This window comes from Mesorhizobium sp. L103C131B0 (genome assembly GCF_000502275.1).
Classification (GTDB): Bacteria; Pseudomonadota; Alphaproteobacteria; order Rhizobiales; family Rhizobiaceae; genus Mesorhizobium.
In genome coordinates this window covers 96258-113150 of sequence record NZ_AYXC01000002.1, presented here as the reverse complement: position 1 = coordinate 113150, position 16893 = coordinate 96258, and the positions used below count along the sequence as shown (strand labels likewise).

Annotated in this window: 16 protein-coding genes; 6 read left to right on the top strand and 10 right to left on the bottom strand. The window is 62.2% G+C overall.

Features of this window, described 5'->3' with window-relative positions; all coding sequences use genetic code 11:
- The first annotated feature begins 69 nt into the window (after positions 1-69).
- The 3 genes from X730_RS160625 (at position 70) to rimO (ending at position 2854) form a co-directional block, all read left to right on the top strand.
- On the top strand, positions 70-477 hold the full coding sequence (locus X730_RS160625) for a DUF930 domain-containing protein (protein ID WP_032889884.1): 408 nt from the start codon (positions 70-72) through the stop codon (positions 475-477).
- Positions 478-739: 262 nt separating this feature from the next.
- On the top strand, positions 740-1399 hold the full coding sequence (locus X730_RS160630) for a TerC family protein (RefSeq protein WP_023682529.1): 660 nt from the start codon (positions 740-742) through the stop codon (positions 1397-1399).
- A 141-nt stretch (positions 1400-1540) separates the two neighbouring features.
- Positions 1541-2854 (top strand): 30S ribosomal protein S12 methylthiotransferase RimO, encoded by a 1314-nt coding sequence (gene rimO, locus X730_RS160635; RefSeq protein WP_023825568.1) that lies wholly within the window; start codon positions 1541-1543, stop codon positions 2852-2854.
- Between the two features lie 138 nt (positions 2855-2992).
- Here the strand turns inward: rimO and X730_RS160640 are convergent, their stop codons facing one another.
- The 8 genes from X730_RS160640 to X730_RS160675 all read right to left on the bottom strand — a co-directional run bounded on the left by X730_RS160640 (position 2993) and on the right by X730_RS160675 (position 11285).
- Positions 2993-4060 carry a BMP family ABC transporter substrate-binding protein gene (locus X730_RS160640; protein ID WP_023825567.1) on the bottom strand — a complete coding sequence of 356 codons (1068 nt, stop codon included), beginning with the start codon at positions 4058-4060 and terminating at the stop codon, positions 2993-2995.
- Between the two features lie 50 nt (positions 4061-4110).
- Positions 4111-5031 carry an ABC transporter permease gene (locus X730_RS160645; RefSeq protein ID WP_023668962.1) on the bottom strand — a complete coding sequence of 307 codons (921 nt, stop codon included), beginning with the start codon at positions 5029-5031 and terminating at the stop codon, positions 4111-4113.
- On the bottom strand, positions 5031-6155 hold the full coding sequence (locus X730_RS160650) for an ABC transporter permease (protein WP_031193354.1): 1125 nt from the start codon (positions 6153-6155) through the stop codon (positions 5031-5033). Before X730_RS160650 ends, X730_RS160645 begins: the two co-directional genes overlap by 1 nt.
- Positions 6152-7729, bottom strand: coding sequence for an ABC transporter ATP-binding protein (locus X730_RS160655; protein ID WP_023825566.1), 1578 nt, complete (start codon positions 7727-7729; stop codon positions 6152-6154). The genes X730_RS160650 and X730_RS160655 overlap by 4 nt, the downstream gene beginning before the upstream one ends.
- A gap of 216 nt (positions 7730-7945) precedes the next feature.
- Positions 7946-8923: a quinone oxidoreductase gene (locus X730_RS160660; protein WP_023807406.1), complete on the bottom strand. Its 978-nt coding sequence runs from the start codon at positions 8921-8923 to the stop codon at positions 7946-7948.
- A gap of 18 nt (positions 8924-8941) precedes the next feature.
- On the bottom strand, positions 8942-9772 hold the full coding sequence (pcsA, locus tag X730_RS160665; RefSeq protein WP_023682522.1) for a phosphatidylcholine synthase: 831 nt from the start codon (positions 9770-9772) through the stop codon (positions 8942-8944).
- The gene (locus X730_RS160670; protein WP_023691317.1) at positions 9769-10383 is read right to left on the bottom strand and encodes a DUF1326 domain-containing protein; all 615 of its coding nucleotides are present in this window, start codon (positions 10381-10383) and stop codon (positions 9769-9771) included. The genes pcsA and X730_RS160670 overlap by 4 nt, the downstream gene beginning before the upstream one ends.
- Before the next feature lie 14 nt (positions 10384-10397).
- Positions 10398-11285 (bottom strand): DUF2182 domain-containing protein, encoded by an 888-nt coding sequence (locus X730_RS160675; RefSeq protein WP_023691318.1) that lies wholly within the window; start codon positions 11283-11285, stop codon positions 10398-10400.
- Positions 11286-11380: 95 nt separating this feature from the next.
- On the opposite strand from X730_RS160675, the gene X730_RS160680 reads away from it, so the two are divergent.
- Positions 11381-12592: a UbiH/UbiF family hydroxylase gene (locus X730_RS160680; RefSeq protein WP_023825565.1), complete on the top strand. Its 1212-nt coding sequence runs from the start codon at positions 11381-11383 to the stop codon at positions 12590-12592.
- Here X730_RS160680 and X730_RS160685 read toward each other — a convergent pair.
- Positions 12569-13531 (bottom strand): AEC family transporter, encoded by a 963-nt coding sequence (locus tag X730_RS160685; protein WP_023730586.1) that lies wholly within the window; start codon positions 13529-13531, stop codon positions 12569-12571. The genes X730_RS160680 and X730_RS160685 overlap by 24 nt on opposite strands.
- Before the next feature lie 224 nt (positions 13532-13755).
- Between X730_RS160685 and hspQ the strand changes: the two genes are divergently transcribed.
- Positions 13756-14079 carry a heat shock protein HspQ gene (hspQ, locus tag X730_RS160690; protein ID WP_023668971.1) on the top strand — a complete coding sequence of 108 codons (324 nt, stop codon included), beginning with the start codon at positions 13756-13758 and terminating at the stop codon, positions 14077-14079.
- Positions 14080-14160: 81 nt separating this feature from the next.
- On the opposite strand, the gene X730_RS160695 is transcribed toward hspQ, so the two are convergent.
- Positions 14161-14784, bottom strand: a complete 624-nt coding sequence (locus tag X730_RS160695; protein ID WP_023668972.1) for an invasion associated locus B family protein — start codon at positions 14782-14784, stop codon at positions 14161-14163.
- A 260-nt stretch (positions 14785-15044) separates the two neighbouring features.
- Between X730_RS160695 and X730_RS160700 the strand changes: the two genes are divergently transcribed.
- Positions 15045-16865, top strand: coding sequence for an extracellular solute-binding protein (locus X730_RS160700; RefSeq protein WP_023688488.1), 1821 nt, complete (start codon positions 15045-15047; stop codon positions 16863-16865).
- The last annotated feature ends 28 nt before the right edge of the window (positions 16866-16893 follow it).

Below are 16893 nucleotides of genomic sequence, written 5' to 3'. Positions count from 1 at the left end.
GCCAACGACGATTTCCGCGCATATCCGGCTGCCCCAAAATGGCACTCCGGTTGATTTTTCACGCGAGTTATGGTCGTTCTCCCGCCCATGAAAAAACTATTCCTTGCGGCGCTGGCCTCGGTGACGCTGGCCTGGCCCGCCCACGCGATGGACGCCGCCCTGCGCGCCGGCCTGCTGAAACTCGACCCGGAGACCCGGCTGGAGCAGAGATGCGACGCCGAAGTGCTCGACCGTATCAGCCATGACGACCACAAGTACAAGGCCGACCGCGTCGTCGCCTACGCCTTCGCGACGCCGGAAATGAAAGCCGATGCCATCCGCAGCCCGGGCGCTGCCTTCCGCAGCAAGGGACAGTGGTACCGGCTGAAGTTCAAATGCGAGACGGCGCCGGACCATATGGAGGTCCTGCAGTTCCGTTACCGCATCGGCGACGAGATTCCGGAAGCCGACTGGGCGAAGTACAATCTCTACGACTGAATTCGCTGCGACCAGAATTCTCCCTGGCAGAACGATCTTCCCTATTCCCGTGGCTTTCAGCGTCGGCCGTTAGAGCGGTTCAGCTTTTTATGGAGCAGCTGACCCACTCTAACTCTTTGTTTTTGCATAATTCCGGACGGAAAACCGCTACGGACTTTTCCTGGAATTGCGCCGGCAGTCTCTTGACGCGCGGGAACCATACACGTTAGGGCGTCGGCATATCCGACGACGAACACGCCGATACAGCAAGGGGCTCCGGTCGATGGACATTTTCAGCGCTGCAAGCATGACGGCCCTCCTCCAGGTCATCGCCATCGATCTGGTGCTTGCCGGCGACAATGCCATCGTCATCGGCCTTGCCGCCGCCGGCCTGCCGGTCGAGCAGCGCAAGAAAGCCATCCTGATCGGCGTTTTGGCGGCGACTGTGCTGCGCATCCTGTTTGCCGCCGTCACCGTCAAGCTTCTTGCCATTGTCGGCCTGCTGCTGGCCGGCGGCATCCTTTTGTTGTGGGTGTGCTGGAAGATGTGGCGCGAGCTGCGGACGTCGCATGCCGACGAGTTCGAGGCGACCGAGGCGCTGTCCGATTCCGACCTCAACAGCGACAGAACGGTGGGCGGCAAGGCGCCGCGCAAGACGCTCGGCCAGGCGGCCCTGCAGATCGTCGTCGCCGATGTTTCGATGTCGCTGGACAATGTGCTGGCGGTCGCCGGTGCGGCGCGCGATCATTTTCCCGTGCTTGTCATAGGCCTGGTGCTGTCGATTGCCTTGATGGGCTTGGCCGCGAGCTTCATTGCCAAGCTGCTGCATCGCCACCGCTGGATCGCCTATGTCGGCCTGCTGATCATTCTCTACGTCGCGATCGATATGGTCTATCGCGGCCTTGTCGAGGTCTGGCCGCATGTCAGTCCTGTGGTGAGCTGACGCTGCCGGTCCTACAGCTTCTGTATAGTACGGGTATCTGCCGGAGGCAGTGGTCGCGTTCGCCGCAGCCGCTGCCCATACCAATGCCGCAATAAGTGTGGTACTGGCCGCCGATCCCGAAAAAACCCGGAATGTTTTCTCATGTCTGCGCCTCGCGTCAGTTTCGTCAGCCTTGGATGCCCGAAGGCGCTTGTGGATTCCGAGCGCATCATCACGCGCCTGCGCGCCGAAGGCTATGAGATCGCGCGCAAGCATGACGGCGCGGACCTGGTCGTCGTCAACACCTGCGGCTTTCTCGATTCGGCCCGCGACGAATCGCTCAACGCCATTGGTTCGGCGCTTTCGGAAAACGGCCGGGTGATCGTCACCGGCTGCCTCGGCGCCGAGCCGGACGTCATACGAGAGAAGCACCCCAACGTCCTCGCCATCACCGGCCCGCAGGCCTATGAGAGCGTGATGGCCGCGGTGCATGAGGCGGCGCCGCCCAGCCACGATCCGTATATCGACCTTCTGCCGCCGCAAGGCGTCAAGCTGACGCCGCGCCACTACGCCTATCTCAAGATTTCCGAAGGCTGCAACAACCGCTGCACCTTCTGCATCATTCCGGCGCTGCGCGGCGACCTCGTCTCGCGCCCGGCGGCCGATGTGCTGCGCGAGGCCGAGAAGCTGGCCAAGGCCGGCGTCAAGGAACTGCTGGTCATCTCGCAGGACACCAGCGCCTACGGCATCGACATCAAGTACCAGACGTCGATGTTCGGCGACCGCGAAGTGCGGGCGAAATTCCTCGACCTGTCGGAGGAGCTCGGCAAGCTCGGCATCTGGGTACGCATGCACTATGTCTACCCCTACCCGCATGTCGCCGATGTCATCCCGCTGATGGCGGATGGAAAAATCCTTCCCTATCTGGACATCCCCTTCCAGCACGCCTCGCCGCAGGTGCTGAAGAACATGCGCCGTCCAGCCCATGGCGAAAAGACGCTGGAGCGCATTCGCGGCTGGCGCGAGGTGTGCCCGGATCTGGCGATACGCTCGACATTCATCGTCGGTTTCCCCGGCGAGACCGACGAGGATTTCGAGATGCTGCTCGACTGGCTGGACGAGGCCAGGATCGATCGCGCCGGCTGCTTTAAATACGAGCCGGTCCGCGGCGCCCGCTCCAACGATCTCGGCCTCGAACAGGTGCCGCAGGAGATCAAGGAAGCGCGCTGGCATCGCTTCATGCAGCGCCAGCAGAAGATCTCGGCGACGCAGCTGGCCAAGAAGGTCGGCAAGCGCCTGCCGGTGCTGATCGACGAGGCGCATGGCACGTCTGCCAAGGGCCGGACAAAATACGACGCGCCCGAGATCGACGGTTCGGTGCATATCCAGTCGCGCCGCCCGCTGCGCCAAGGCGACATCGTCACGGTCAAGATCTACCGCGCCGACGCCTACGACCTTTACGGCTCGGCGGTTTAGAAAATTACCAAAAAGGGCGCCTCCCGGCGCCCTCGGATTTTTGGCACAGCGCTCGGCGCGGTTTCGCAGTCGAGGCGTGCAGCCGCGAAATGAAAAAGGGCGCCGCGCGGCGCCCCTTCTCTTTTGCCTTTCCGATACTTACTGCGGCAACTTGTCGTCGACGCCCTTCACATAGAAATTCATGCCGAGCAGCGTGCCGTCGTCGGCGACTTCGCCGTCCTTGAGCCACGGCGTGCCGTCCTGCTTGGCGACCGGTCCGGTGAAGGGGTTCCAGCCATCTGCGATTTTCTTGGCGGTTGCCTCGGCCATCGCCTTCACATCGTCCGGCATGTTGGTGAAGGGCGCCAGCTTGACTGCGCCGTCCTTGATGCCGAGCCAGACATTGTCCGGCTTCCAGGTGCCGTCGAGCGCCGCCTGAACGCGGCTGATGTAGTACGGCGCCCATTCGTCCGTCAGCGAGGTGAGCTGCGCGTTCGGCGCGAACTTGATCATGTCGGAGGACTGGCCGAAGCCGTGCAGCTTGCGCTCTTCCGCCACCTGCAGTGCCGCAGTGGAATCCGTGTGCTGGACGATGATGTCGGCGCCCTGGTCGAACAGCGCCTTGGCCGCGTCGGCTTCCTTGCCCGGATCGAACCAGGAGTTCACCCAGACGATCTTGGCCTTGAAGTTCGGGTTGACCGACTGCGCGCCGAGCATGAAGGAGTTGATGCCCATCACCACTTCGGGGATCGGGAAAGAAACGATATAGCCGGCGACCCCTGCCTTCGATTCCTTGGCGGCGATCTGGCCGAGCACGTAGCGGCCTTCATAGAAGCGCGCATTGTAGATGCCGAGATTGTCAGCGGTCTTGTAGCCGGTGGCGTGCTCGAACATCACTTTGGGGAACTTCTTGGCGACCTTCACTTCCGGGTCCATGAAGCCGAAAGAGGTGCCGAAGATGATCTTGCAGCCTTCGCGCGCCAGACGCTCGAAAGCGCGGTCGGCATCGGGACCTTCCGAGACGTTCTCGAGATAGGCGGTTTCGACCTTGTCGCCGAGCGCCTTCTCCACCTCGACGCGGCCCTGGTCGTGCTGGTAGGAATAGCCGAAATCGCCGATCGGGCCGGTGTAGACCCAGCATGCCTTCAACTTGTCGGCGGCCTGCGCCGACGCCGCCAGTGACATGGCGGCGGTCGTGGTCATCAACGCGATAAGCAGTTTTTTCATTGTGTTACCTCTCTGAGTTTAGCCTTGGAGCTTCCCGTTTGTTTTTGTTGTCAACGATCCGGAACGAATGGCTGCCCCAAGGAAGCCGGCGTGTTCATCATCGTCAGACGCTTGTTGCGCGAGATTAGAACGAGAACCACCACGGTTGCCAGATAGGGCAGAGAAGAAAGCAGCTGCGAAGGCACCGGAATGCCAAATGCCTGTGCATGAAGCTGGCCGATCCACACCGCGCCGAAGATGTAGGCGCCGGCCAGCACGCGCCACGGACGCCAGGAGGCGAAGACGACCAGCGCCAGCGCGATCCAGCCGCGGCCCGCGCTCATGTTCTCTACCCATTGCGGCGTGTAGACCAGCGACAGGTGGCCGCCCGCAAGGCCGGCGCAGGCGCCGCCGAAGATGACCGCGAGATAGCGGTAGCGGATGACTTTGATGCCGAGCGCATGTGCCGATGTGTGGCTGTCTCCGATCGAGCGCAGGGTGAGGCCGGTGCGGGTCTTGAACAGGAACCACATGACGGCCGCCGTCAGCGCGATCGAGATGTAGAAGATTGGGTCCTGGCCGAACAACAGCCTGCCGACGACGGGAATGTCGGTGAGCACCGGAACGTAGAGGTTTGGCAGCCGCTCGCCCGGCTGGCCGACGAAGCTGGTCCCCATCATGCCGGACAGGCCGAGGCCAAGCAGCGTCAACGACAGGCCGGTCGCCACCTGGTTGGTGGCGAGCGACAGCGTCATCACCGCAAACAGCAGCGAGAACACGGCACCCATGGCGATTGCCGCCAACAGGCCGATCCAGGGCGATCCCGTGAGATAGCCGGCGCCGAAGCCGCCGACGGCGCCCATGATCATCATGCCTTCGACGCCGAGGTTGAGCACGCCGGAGCGCTCGACCACGAGTTCGCCGATTGCCGCTATTAAAAGCGGCGTTGCCGCCGTGGCGATGGTCAAAAGGATGTTGACGGCGATGTCCATCAGCGGGCTTCCTTCAACTTCGGCGCGGCTTCAAGCTTCGCCGCGCTTTTCGTCAGCGCCATGCCGACCAGGCGAATGCGGTAATGGATGAGCGTGTCGCAACCGAGCACGAAGAACAAAAGCATGCCCTGGAACACACGCGCCACCTTGTCGGAAATGCCGAGCGCGCTTTGCACCGCCTCGCCGCCGAGATAAGTCAGCGCCAGCACCAGGCCGGCGGCGACGATGCCGAGCGGATTGAGCCGGCCGAGGAACGCCACAATGATCGCTGTGAAGCCGTAGCCGGGCGAGATCACCGGTTGCAGCTGGCCGATGGCGCCGGAGACTTCCGAAATGCCGGCAAGCCCGGCCAGCGCGCCTGACAGCAGGAAGGCGAAGAAGACCATGCGGTTGAGGCCGAAGCCGGCGAAGCGCCCTGCCCTCGGGCTGGAGCCGAGCACGCGGACCTCAAAACCCTTGAGCAGGCGGCTCATCAGCACCCAGATCAGCACGGCTGCAACAAGCGCGAAGACAAAACCCCAATTGGCACGGCCGGCGTCCGGCATCAGTTCCGGCAGGACCGCCGAGTCGTTGAACTGGATCGTCTGCGGAAAACCATGGCCCTGCGGATCGCGCCAGGGGCCGCGCACCAGCCAGTCGAGGAAAAGCTGGGCGACGTAGACCAGCATCAGGCTGGTCAGGATTTCGTTGGTGCCGAAGCGCGTCTTTAGGAGAGCAGGGATTGCCGCATAGGCGGCGCCGCCGACCATGCCGAACAACAGCATCAGCGGCAGCACAAGCGGGCCTTCGAACCCGGGAAACAGCACCGGAATGGCCGAGCCGAAAATGCCGCCGAGGATGAACTGTCCCTCAGCGCCGATGTTCCAGATGTTGGCCTTGTAACAGACCGACAGGCCGACCGCGATCAGGATCAAAGGTGCGGCCTTGATCGCCAGTTCATGCAACTGCCAGACCTGGCTGATCGGCTCGATGAAATAGATCTCGAATGCGCTCAGCGGGTTGACGCCGAGCAACGCGAACAGAACCGCGCCGGCGATGATCGTCAGGGCGAAGGCGATGAAGGGCGACAGCGCGGAAAACAGCATCGAGCGCTGCGGGCGTTTGACGAGTTCGAGGCGCATCATGCCGTCTCCAGACCATGTTCGGCGTGGCCGGGCTCGGCGCCGCCCATCAACAGGCCGATCTTTTCGAAAGTTGCCTCGGCGATCGGCAGCGGTTTCGACAATTCGCCATTGTGCATGACCGCGATCGCGTCCGAAATCTCGAACAGCTCATCGAGGTCCTGGCTGATGACCAGAACCGCCGAGCCGCTGCGCGCCAGTTCGATCAGCGCCTGGCGGATGTGGGCGGCGGCACCGGCGTCGACGCCCCAGGTCGGCTGGTTGACGACCATGACGGCAGGGCTGCGGTCGAGTTCGCGGCCGACGATGAATTTCTGCAGATTGCCGCCCGACAGGGCCGCGGCTTCCGGATCGGGCGCGCTCTTGCGCACGTCCATCGCCACGATGATGCGCTGGGAGGCGGCATAGACCGCACCGCTTTTGACCGTGCCGCCGGCGCCGACAAAAACCTTGCCGTCGGTGGCGTGCCGCGACAGAAGCAGATTTTCCGAAAGCTTCATGCGTGGCGCCGCGCCATGGCCGAGGCGTTCTTCCGGCACGAAGGCAGCGCCCATCAGCCGCCGGCCTGTGATCGAGAGCGAGCCGGCATCCTTGCCGCGGATGCGCACGGATGCGGCGTCCTGCTGCAGCACCTCGCCGGAGACGGATTCGAAGAACTCGCCCTGGCCGTTGCCGGCGACACCGGCAATGCCGATCACCTCGCCGGCGCGCACAGTGAGGTTGATATTCTTCAGCGGGATCGAAAACGGGGTTGCCGGCTTGCGGCTGAGGGCGCGGATTTCGAGCAGCGGCTGCGCGGCCTCGATGCCTTCGGCCGGTGCGCGCACCACGGCCTTCACCTCGTTGCCGACCATCATGCGGGCCAGCGACGAAGCCGTTTCCTCGCGCGGGTTGCAATGGCCGACGACCTTGCCGTGACGCAGCACGGTGGCGCGGTCGCAGATGCGTTTGACCTCTTCCAGCCGGTGCGAAATGTAGAGGATGGATTTGCCCTCCGAGCGCAGGCGCTCAAGCGTTTCGAACAGCTTGTCGGCTTCCTGCGGCGTCAGCACCGAGGTCGGCTCGTCGAGGATGATGAGCTGCGGCGTCTGCAACAGGCAGCGGATGATCTCGATGCGCTGGCGTTCGCCGACCGAGAGATCGCCGACCAGCGAGTCCGGATCGAGCGGCAGGCCATAGCTGAAGGAAAGCGCCCTCGCCTTGGCCGCGATCGAGCTGATCGGTGAGCCGTCATCCAGAGACAGAGCGATATTCTCGGCCGCGGTCAGCGCCTCGAACAGCGAAAAGTGCTGAAACACCATGCCGATGCCGAGCTTCTTCGCCATGCCCGGACTGGTGATCCGCACCGCTTCGCCGTTCCAGAATATCTCGCCGGAATTGGGCTCCAGCGAACCGAACAGCATCTTGACCAGCGTCGACTTGCCGGCGCCGTTTTCGCCAAGCAGCGCGTGGATCTCGCCCTTGGCGATGTTGAGGTCGATATGATCGCACGCAGTCAGCGTGCCGAATATCTTGGTCAGGCCACGAACCTCAAGCAGGTTCGCTCCATCATGATCTGCACTCACAGTGCCTCCCATCCGGTTTCCGGATATGTTCTGTGTTCCCGCCAACATCGTATGCGCTGGCCGCTCTCGTGCGAAAGCAGCACCCACCTTGAAAGAGCTTCAAGAATTTCAGCGGAAACTCAAGGGGTAAAGATAGGCCCGTTTCGCACAACAAACCGACCGACCGGTTTTTCGTGCAAACAGTGCCTGGGCGCCGCGGCAAAGCACTGAAAGGAAGGCAAACCTCCGTCAGGGGATCAGTATTGTCGTACCCGTGGTCTTGCGCCCTTCGAGATCGGCTTGCGCCTTGCCGGCGTCCTTCAGCGCATAGCGCTGGTTGATCTTGATCTCGACCGCACCGCTCAACACCACATCGAACAATGCCGCGGCGGAGATTTCGAGGTCTTCACGCTTGGCGTTGTAGACGAACAGCGTCGGCCTGGTAGCGAACAGCGAGCCCTTCTGCGCCAGCAGCGACATCGAAAATGACGGGATCGGTCCAGAGGACTGACCGAAAGAGACGAACATGCCGAGCGGCTTCAGACAGTCGAGCGAGGCCGGGAATGTGTCGTTGCCGACCGAATCGTAGACGACGTCACATTTCTTGCCGCCGGTGATGGCGGCGACGCCGGCGACGAAATCCTGCTCCTTGTAGTTGATGACATGGTCGAAGCCATGCGCCTTGGCGAGCTCGATCTTGTCGGTTGAGCTTGCCGTGCCGATGACGGTGCCGCCGAGATGTTTTGCCCATTGTCCCAGGATCAGCCCGACGCCGCCGGCGGCGGCATGAAACAGGATGGTGTCGCCTGCCTTCACCTTGAAGGTCCGGCGCAACAGATACTCCGCCGTCATGCCTTTAAGCATCATGCCGGCGGCCTGTTCGTCGCTGATGCGGTCCGGTACCTTGACCACGCGGTCGGCGGCGACAATGCGCTGTTCGGCATAGGCACCGACATTGACGGCATAGGCGATGCGGTCGCCCGGCTTCAGCCAGTCGATGCCTGCGCCGACCTCGAGAACCACACCTGCCGCCTCGCCGCCCGGGATCAGCGGGAAGCCGCCGGGCGGCGGATAGAGGCCGATGCGGTGATAGACATCGATGAAATTGAGGCCGATCGCGGTGTGCCTGACCAGGATCTGCCCGGCGCCGGGTTGTCCCGGATCGGCGTCTTCATAGGTCAGGACTTCCGGACCGCCATGGGCGTGGATACGGATTGCTTTGGACATTTGTGGGCTTTCCTGCGGTCAGGCTTTCTTAGTGTCCGGCTTGGCGCCGAGTTTGGGGAAGAACTGCATGATACCGCCGATGCAGGCGAGGTAAAGTCCGGTGATGGTGATGCCGACCTTGGTAAAGACGCCGACCTGTTCGCCCAAAACGCCGATCTGGTCGTAGAAGGCGGCAAGGGCCGCCTGCGCCAGCGCCAGCGCACCGAAAGCACACCAGAGCAGCGTCATGCCAAGATTAATTGGCCGCAGCCGCACCACCCGCACGGGATGAATGAAGTTGATCGGCACGAAGGTGAGGATGCCGGCCGCCACGACGACGCCGAAGGACACCCACTGTCCCGGCTCGATGACGAACAGCGTGAACACGACCATGTTCCAGACCACCGGAAAGCCTTTGAAGAAGTTCTCCTTCGTCTTCATTCCGGTGTCGGCATAATAGATGGCGCTGGACACCACGATGATGGCCGCCGACAGGAAAGACAGCCCTTCGCCCATGAAGCCGCGCTGGTAGAGCGCGAAGGCGGGGATCAGCACATAGGTGACATAGTCGATGATGTTGTCGAGGAGTTCGCCCGACCAGGTCGGCAGGATCTCCTTGACCTCAAGCTTGCGCGCGATCGGCCCGTCTATGCCGTCGACGAACAGCGCCAGCCCCAGCCACCAGAACATCGCCGTCCAGCGTTGCTCGCTTGCCGCCACCAGAGACAGGAAGGCCAGGAACGAGCCAGACGCGGTCAACAGATGCACCGAGAATGCCCGCGCCTGCGGCCAGGTGACCTTTTTCTTCGGCCTGGGTATCCGGTCGGTGATCTTTTTGGCGGCATTCCTGGCGGTTGTGTTCTTGCTCACGGGCCCCGCCAATCCAGTTTGCAGATTTCGGCCGAGCGGCCGGCAAAGTTCCAGTTGTGGCCGAACGCCCGCATCTTGCTTTTGTCGGACCTGGCCACGATGATCTCCGGCGCGATCCAGTATTCCGAGTTGCCGATCACGGTATCCTTCTCGCGATCCTTGCCGGGAATCGGTGTGACCGCCCCGTCGATGATCTTCGGTATCTGGAAAATACGGGTCTTGTCACGCGTCTCGTAGGTGATCGGCACCTGCTCGACACCGAGGAACTTGCCGACAAGGATCGACAACAGCGAGGTTGTTCCGCCGGCCTTCCCGGTGAAGATCCTGGTCAGCGCTTTCACCGCGTAGACGGAGGCGCGCTTGTCGATGAACAGGCCTGCGGTCCAGTTGCCGCGGCTCATAAAGCCGGGGATTTCCATGACCAGACCGAGATTGAGGCCGGACAGGTCGACCTCGCCGAAATGGCCTGCGTCGATGCGGAAGCCCGCCCAGGTCTGACAATAACCCTCCGTCGGCGGATGGCTGCCAAGCGACAGCACGCAAGGACAAAAAACCGTGCAATTGCAGGAGAGTACGAGCTCTCCTTTCATTGCCCAGCCTTGCTCTGCCATGGAATTCTCCCCCGTCATGCCGAGACTACTAGCAGGGCGACTACCCAGACAAGCAGTATCGCACCGGCCACTCGGGTTGGAAGGCTGCCGGTGGTCTGTTTTTCGATCAAGGTGAACAGGCCGATCAGCGCCATCCAGAACACGTTCATCGCGCCGACGGCAAACATCACCAGCATCAGCGCCCAGCAGCAGCCGAGGCACCACAGGCCCTGCTTCAGCCCTAGCCGGAAGATGCCACCCGGCTCCGCGCTCCAGTTGGAAAACAGTGTCGAGAACGGGTTCCGGCATTTTGTCAGGCAGGCCTGCTTGAGGCTGCTGAACTGGTAGAGGCCGGCAACCAGCAGCGCGGCCGCCGCGGCAAGGCCGCTCACCGGATCGAGCAATCGAGCGGAGGACGTAAATGCGTGGACGAGCAACGTCAGCACCGCGAAGCCGATAGAGGCGACAAGCCATGTCGAGAGGTAGCCGGCAGCCAGGACCAGCGGATGGGCCACCGGCTCGCCCTTGATGCGGGCGGTGTCGGCGATTTCACAATAGGTACGGATCATCGGCGCCGCCGACGGCAGCATCGTCGCCACGGCCATCAAAAACCACATCACGATCAGCGCCAGAACCGGTGCGCCGCCGGCATCAAGTGGTGCGGGCGTCAGGCACATGCCGAAGAAGCGGTCGAGGACATCCGGCAGCGGCAGTTGCGGCAGATATCGCAGGACCACATCGCCTGGTACGCCGGGGAGCCGGGCTTCGGCGCCGCGGATCGCCATGGCGCCGAGAATGAACCAGGCGAGCAGAATGCCGCCGGCGATGGCGATGTTGACCGTCAGGCGGGGGCTGCGGGCCAGGCTTGCCGTGGCGCGGCCGGCGCGGTCGAGATGGCTGAAATCGTCCTGCTGGCCGGTCATGACAACCGAATGAGCCTAATCGCCGCGTTGATCAAGCCGCATGGTCTGACCTATATCCATGGGTAGACACCTGCATCGCAAACTGGAAGTCCAATTTGGATCATCGCGAGACAGCACGGATACTGGTAGCCGGCAGCGGCCCTGCCGGACTGATCGCGGCGCTCGGTTTCGCCGAGGCGGGCTTTCCGGTAACCCTGGTCGGACCCGAAGCAGGCGGGCCCGATGGCCGGACCACGGCGCTGATGAACCCTGCTCTCAAGGTTCTCGATCGGCTGGGCGTGCTGGCCGAACTTGCGCCGAAGGCCGCGCCGCTGAAGGTCATGCGCATCGTTGATGCGACCAGCCGGCTGATCCGCAGCCCGGTGGTGACTTTTCGCGCCATGGAGATCGGCGAGGAGCAGTTCGGGCTCAACCTGCCCAATAGTGCGCTGAACCCGACGCTGGCCAAGTCCGTCGCGGCCCATCCCGGCATCGAATGGCTGACGTCGATGGTCGAGAGTTGGCGTCTGGACGCCGATCAGGCGCATGCCGTCTTGACTGATGGTCGCGAAGTCTCGGCCGCGCTTGCGGTCGCTGCCGATGGGCGCCTGTCGCCGGCGCGCGAGGCGGCAGGCATAGTGGCCTCGGTGCGATCCTACCGCCAAGCGGCGCTGGTGCTGAATTTTGGCCATCGCAGCGAACACGGCTTCACCTCGACCGAGTTCCACACAGAGACCGGGCCGTTCACCCAGGTGCCGCTGCCCGGCAACCGCTCCAGCCTCGTCTGGGTGGTGAAACCGGAGGCGGCGAAGGACCTCGCCGCACTCGATGACGCGACGCTTTCCGAGCGTGTCGAGCAGCAGATGCAGTCGATGCTGGGCCGGGTGTCGGTCGAGCCCGGCCGACAAATTTACCCGCTTTCAGCGGCATCACCGGGGCGCTTCGCGCAAAACCGTGTGGCGCTGGTCGGCGAGGCTGCACATGTGTTCCCGCCGATCGGGGCCCAAGGTCTAAACCTCGGCATCAGGGACGTCGAGGATCTGATTGGAATCGCACGCGAAAATCGCGGCGACCCTGGCGCCGCAAGGGCTTTGGCCGTCTATGATTCCAGGCGCCGTCCCGACATTCTGGCGCGTTCGGGCGCGGTCAACCTGCTTAACATGTCGTTGCTGTCGGACATGTTGCCGGCGCAGATGGCACGCAGCGCCGGCCTCAATGTGCTCGGCAGTTTCGCGCCGCTGCGCGCCTTTTTCATGCGCGAAGGCTTGAGGCCGGGCAGCGGCTTTGCGGCGCTTACCGGCGGTTCAGGGAAACAGGTCCGGCGGTAAGATGCCGTGGCGGATCATGTAGAGCAGCCCGGTCACCGTCAGCACCGAGAGGCAGGTGGTGATCAGCACGCTGGCCGACGCGCGTTGCACCCAGACGCCATATTGCTGGGCGATGACGAAGACGTTGGTTGCGGTCGGTAATGCCGCCAAAAGCACGGCTGAAAAAACCCAGATTTCGGAAAAGTTCCCGATCCAGCTCAGCACGACGTAGCAGAGCGATGGATGCAGGATCAGCTTCAGCGCCGCGATCGACGCCAACTCATGCGGCACGCGGTTGAGGGGCCGGAGCGCAAGCGTCACGCCCATGGCAAACAGGGCGCAAGGGGCGGCCGCCCGAGACAGATATTCGAGCAGGCGATCGACCGGCTGCGGTGGGTGAAAGCCGAGATAGGCGGCGCCGACGCCAAGCGCGGTCGCGATGATGAACGGGTGCAGGACGATTTTCCTGACTACGCCGAGGATGAGCCGCCACGGCGATGTCTTGTCGTCGCCCGACAGCGCCATCATCATCGGCGCGATGGCGAAATGCATGATATTTTCGAAGCAGAAGATCAGCGCAACGGGGACCGCCGCTTGTTCGCCGAAGGCGAGCAGCGCCAGCCCCGGCCCCATATAGCCGATATTGCCGTAGGCCGCGGCCAGCGCCTTGATCGTCGACTGGGCGATCTCGCCGCGCGACGCCGTCACCGACCATACGAACATGATCGAGAAGATCGTGTAGGTGGAAAATACCGAGCCGAAGATGAAGCGCCATTCGGTCAACTGTTCGAACGGCGTGCGGGCCAGCAATTGGAAGAACAGGGCAGGAAGCGCGACATAGACGATGAAGGTGTTCATCCAGCCAAGCGCTTCCAGCGGCTGCCTGGTTATGCGCGCGACCAGAAAGCCGATGAAAATCAGCCCGAAGAACGGAATAACAAGACCGACAATGTCAGACATTTTTGCCCTGGCCCGAAACCCCGGGACCGGGCTAGCCCGTAGCTTCATCGGGCGTCAAGCGCTTCGGCATTGAACTGACACGCCATCTGCGCCAAATAAAGCCTGATCCCAGACCTAAGTCGGGCTCGATTTTTGGCCACGGTGTGTGTAAATTCAAAGTCTTAGAGCGCTCTTCGCACATTCGAGGGGACGCCGGGCGCTCTAGAGGCTTAGTGGTGAGTATGATGAAAACGGCCAAATTTTCGATCGGACAGGTGGTTCGTCATCGGCTGTTTCCGTTCCGCGGCATCATTTTCGATGTCGATCCGCAATTTGCCAACACCGACGAATGGTACGAAGCCATCCCGGCCGACGTGCGGCCGCGCAAGGACCAGCCGTTCTACCATCTGCTCGCCGAGAATTCGGAAACCGAATACATCGCCTATGTCTCCGAGCAGAACCTGCTCGAGGATCAATCGGGCGAACCGGTCCGGCATCCACAGATCGGCGAGATGTTCGACAAGCGGCCCGACGGACGCTATGAGCCAAAACGCCAGTCGAGACACTGACATCACCTTGCATCGACGTGACGGCAACAAAAAAGCGGGGCATGACCCCTCTTTTTGTCGCTCCGGTATCTGTCCCGGCGATTAGTTGGCGGCTTTGGCCTTGGCCTGCTCGTCCTTGAGCTTCTTGGCGAAGTCCTGGTTGTTCTTGACGACGAAATCCTGAAGTTTTTTCTGCCGATCCTCGATGTCCGACTGCTGCAGCGGCGCGCCGTCAAAGGCGCCGCTGAAGCCGGTCAAGGCAACCTTGATTGGATTTGGCTGACTCTGGAAGTTGATCGAGGTCAGCGTGATCGCCTGTCCCTTCTTGAAGGACGCGACGAGCGCGTCGGTCAGCGGCACTTCGGCAACGCAACGGTCGGCGAAGCAAATGACATAATCCAGCTTCGTCGCCTTGCCGGCGTCTATTTGCAGGGCGATGCCGGGGGGCACCAGGCGACCTGGGGGAACCGTGACCTGGAAGACCTTGCGGTTTACCTTGCCCTTCAGCTCGATCAGGCTGACCCCGGTGACGAACTGGCCGTTGCCGGCAGTGATGATGTTCTGGACATTGCAGATGTCGACATCTTCCTGCTTGGTGCAGGCCTTGAACCAACCCTGCGGAATCTGTTGCTGTGCCGAAGCGGTGGGAAGTCCGGCGCCCAGAAAGCCGACCACGCCCGCGGCCAGGACCGAAAGGCGGTATGCGTTGCTGTTCAGGCTCGTCATGTCGTGCATTTCCTCTCAAATGATCCCGGGACCGGCTTCTTCGCGCCGTGTGGTCCTGCTACCTGTTGCCGAATTGAGGCAACAGAATGACTTCGGAGCGCGTGTTACACTGCATGAGCAGCCGAATCCAGCCCGCCGCCTGCAATTCTTGGCCTCGCAATTTGGGTCGTGCGATTTGGGTTGATGTATCTGGCCGGAGCGCCGCGGCGCCATGTTAGGGTGCACTCCGAATCATCAAGCCGCCCAGTAAGGAGACGGTCATGGGCCGCATTCTTGTTTGGCTGATCGCCGCAATTTCGTTCTTCGCCTTTGCACCCGGCGTGGCGATGTCGGAACCGAAACATGCCATCGCCATGCAGGGCGAGCCGGCGCTGCCAGCCGACTACCAGCATTTCGACTACGTCAATCCCGATGCGCCCAAGGGCGGCAACATCACTTACTGCGTCGTCGGCAGCTTCGACAATCTGAACCCGTTCATCCTGAAGAGCCTGCGCACCACGGCGCGCGGCATGCAGGACCTCATTTTCGGCAATCTCGTCTTCGAGCCGTTGATGATGCGCAACTACGACGAGGCCTTCAGCCTCTATGGCCTGCTCGCAGACACGGCCGATATGGATCCCGAGCGCAAGTGGATCGAGTTCCATCTCAACCCAAATGCAAAGTGGTCCGATGGCGAGCCGGTGACGCCGGATGACGTGCTTTTCACCTACGATGTCTTCACCGACAAGGGCCGCCCGCCCTACAGGGACCGCATGAGCCTGATCGCCAAGCTCGAAAAGACCGGCGATCACAGCGTGCGCTTCACCTTCAACGACAAGGCCAATCGCGAGACCCCCTTGATCATCGCGCTGACGCCGATCATCCCAAAGCACGCCTTCAACAAGGATACCTTCGACAAGACGACGTTGAAGCCGGTGATCGGCAGCGGTCCCTATACCATCGACAAGGTGCAGCCGGGACAGCGCATCGTCTTCAAGCGCAATCCAAATTACTGGGGCAAGGACATCCCTTCCAAGCGCGGCTTCGACAATTACGATCAGATCACCATCGAGTACTTCCTCAACGCCAACGCCAAGACGGAAGCGTTCAAGAAAGGCATCTGCGCCATTTACGATGAGGGCGATCCGGTCAAGCGCGAGCGCGATATCGATTTTCCCGCCTTCCATCGCGGCGAGGTGATCGCCGAGACCTTCGACACCGGCATACCGCCCGTGGTGACCGGGTTCCTGTTCAACACGCGGCTGGAGAAGTTTTCCAATCCGGAGGTGCGGCGCGCGCTCGGCATGCTCTACGACTTCGAATGGGCCAACAAGAACCTGTTCGGCGGCAAGTACACGCGCACGATGAGCTACTGGCAGAATTCCGAACTTTCCGCGCTCGGCCATCCCGCCAGCGACAGGGAAAAGGCGCTGCTGGCGCCCTACCCCGGCCGCGTGCCGGCCGATGTCATGGACGGCAGCTGGCGCCCGCCGGTGAATGACGGCACCGGCCAGGACCGCAAGGTACTGAAGCTGGCGTTCGACCTGCTGAAGAGCCAGGGCTACGCCGTTAGGGACGGCGTCCTGCTGGATCCCAAGGGAAACCCGTTCGGTTTCGAGATCCTGACGGCGTCGCAGGACGAGGAACGCTTTGCCGCCATCTATCAGCGCTCGCTGGAAAAGATCGGCATCGCGGTGACCATCCGCAGCCTCGAGGCCGACCAGATCCAGTCGCGCAAGCAGCGTTTCGACTTTGAGGTTCTTGTCGGGTCGAGCGGGTTCAGCAACTCGCTGTCTCCCGGTATGGAGCAGAACCTTCGCTGGGGTTCTTCAGAGGCCAAAAGAGAAGGTTCATTCAATCTGGCCGGCGTCGCCGATCCGGCGGTCGACGCGGCGATCGACGCGATGCTGAGAGCACGGACCAAGGAAGACTATGTCGCCGCCGTGCGCGTGCTCGACCGATTGCTGATCTCCGGCAATTACATGGTGCCGATGCAGTACAACGCGCAGCAATGGCTCGCTTACTGGAATTACCTGGACCATCCCAAAAAGACGCCCATATTCGGTTATCAATGGCCGACCTGGTGGCGCAAGCCGAACTGAGCGTGGCCGAGATCGGTCTCGCTGAAAC

Bases quoted from the DNA above. Each gene is read 5' to 3' on its own strand.
- X730_RS160625 (WP_032889884.1), top strand. From the start codon at position 70: ATGGTCGTTCTCCCGCCCATGAAAAAACTATTCCTTGCGGCGCTGGCC.
- X730_RS160630 (WP_023682529.1), top strand. From the start codon at position 740: ATGGACATTTTCAGCGCTGCAAGCATGACGGCCCTCCTCCAGGTCATC.
- rimO (WP_023825568.1), top strand. From the start codon at position 1,541: ATGTCTGCGCCTCGCGTCAGTTTCGTCAGCCTTGGATGCCCGAAGGCG.
- X730_RS160640 (WP_023825567.1), bottom strand. From the start codon at position 4,060: ATGAAAAAACTGCTTATCGCGTTGATGACCACGACCGCCGCCATGTCA.
- X730_RS160645 (WP_023668962.1), bottom strand. From the start codon at position 5,031: ATGGACATCGCCGTCAACATCCTTTTGACCATCGCCACGGCGGCAACG.
- X730_RS160650 (WP_031193354.1), bottom strand. From the start codon at position 6,155: ATGATGCGCCTCGAACTCGTCAAACGCCCGCAGCGCTCGATGCTGTTT.
- X730_RS160655 (WP_023825566.1), bottom strand. From the start codon at position 7,729: ATGGGAGGCACTGTGAGTGCAGATCATGATGGAGCGAACCTGCTTGAG.
- X730_RS160660 (WP_023807406.1), bottom strand. From the start codon at position 8,923: ATGTCCAAAGCAATCCGTATCCACGCCCATGGCGGTCCGGAAGTCCTG.
- X730_RS160670 (WP_023691317.1), bottom strand. From the start codon at position 10,383: ATGGCAGAGCAAGGCTGGGCAATGAAAGGAGAGCTCGTACTCTCCTGC.
- X730_RS160675 (WP_023691318.1), bottom strand. From the start codon at position 11,285: ATGACCGGCCAGCAGGACGATTTCAGCCATCTCGACCGCGCCGGCCGC.
- X730_RS160685 (WP_023730586.1), bottom strand. From the start codon at position 13,531: ATGTCTGACATTGTCGGTCTTGTTATTCCGTTCTTCGGGCTGATTTTC.
- hspQ (WP_023668971.1), top strand. From the start codon at position 13,756: ATGAAAACGGCCAAATTTTCGATCGGACAGGTGGTTCGTCATCGGCTG.
- X730_RS160695 (WP_023668972.1), bottom strand. From the start codon at position 14,784: ATGACGAGCCTGAACAGCAACGCATACCGCCTTTCGGTCCTGGCCGCG.
- X730_RS160700 (WP_023688488.1), top strand. From the start codon at position 15,045: ATGGGCCGCATTCTTGTTTGGCTGATCGCCGCAATTTCGTTCTTCGCC.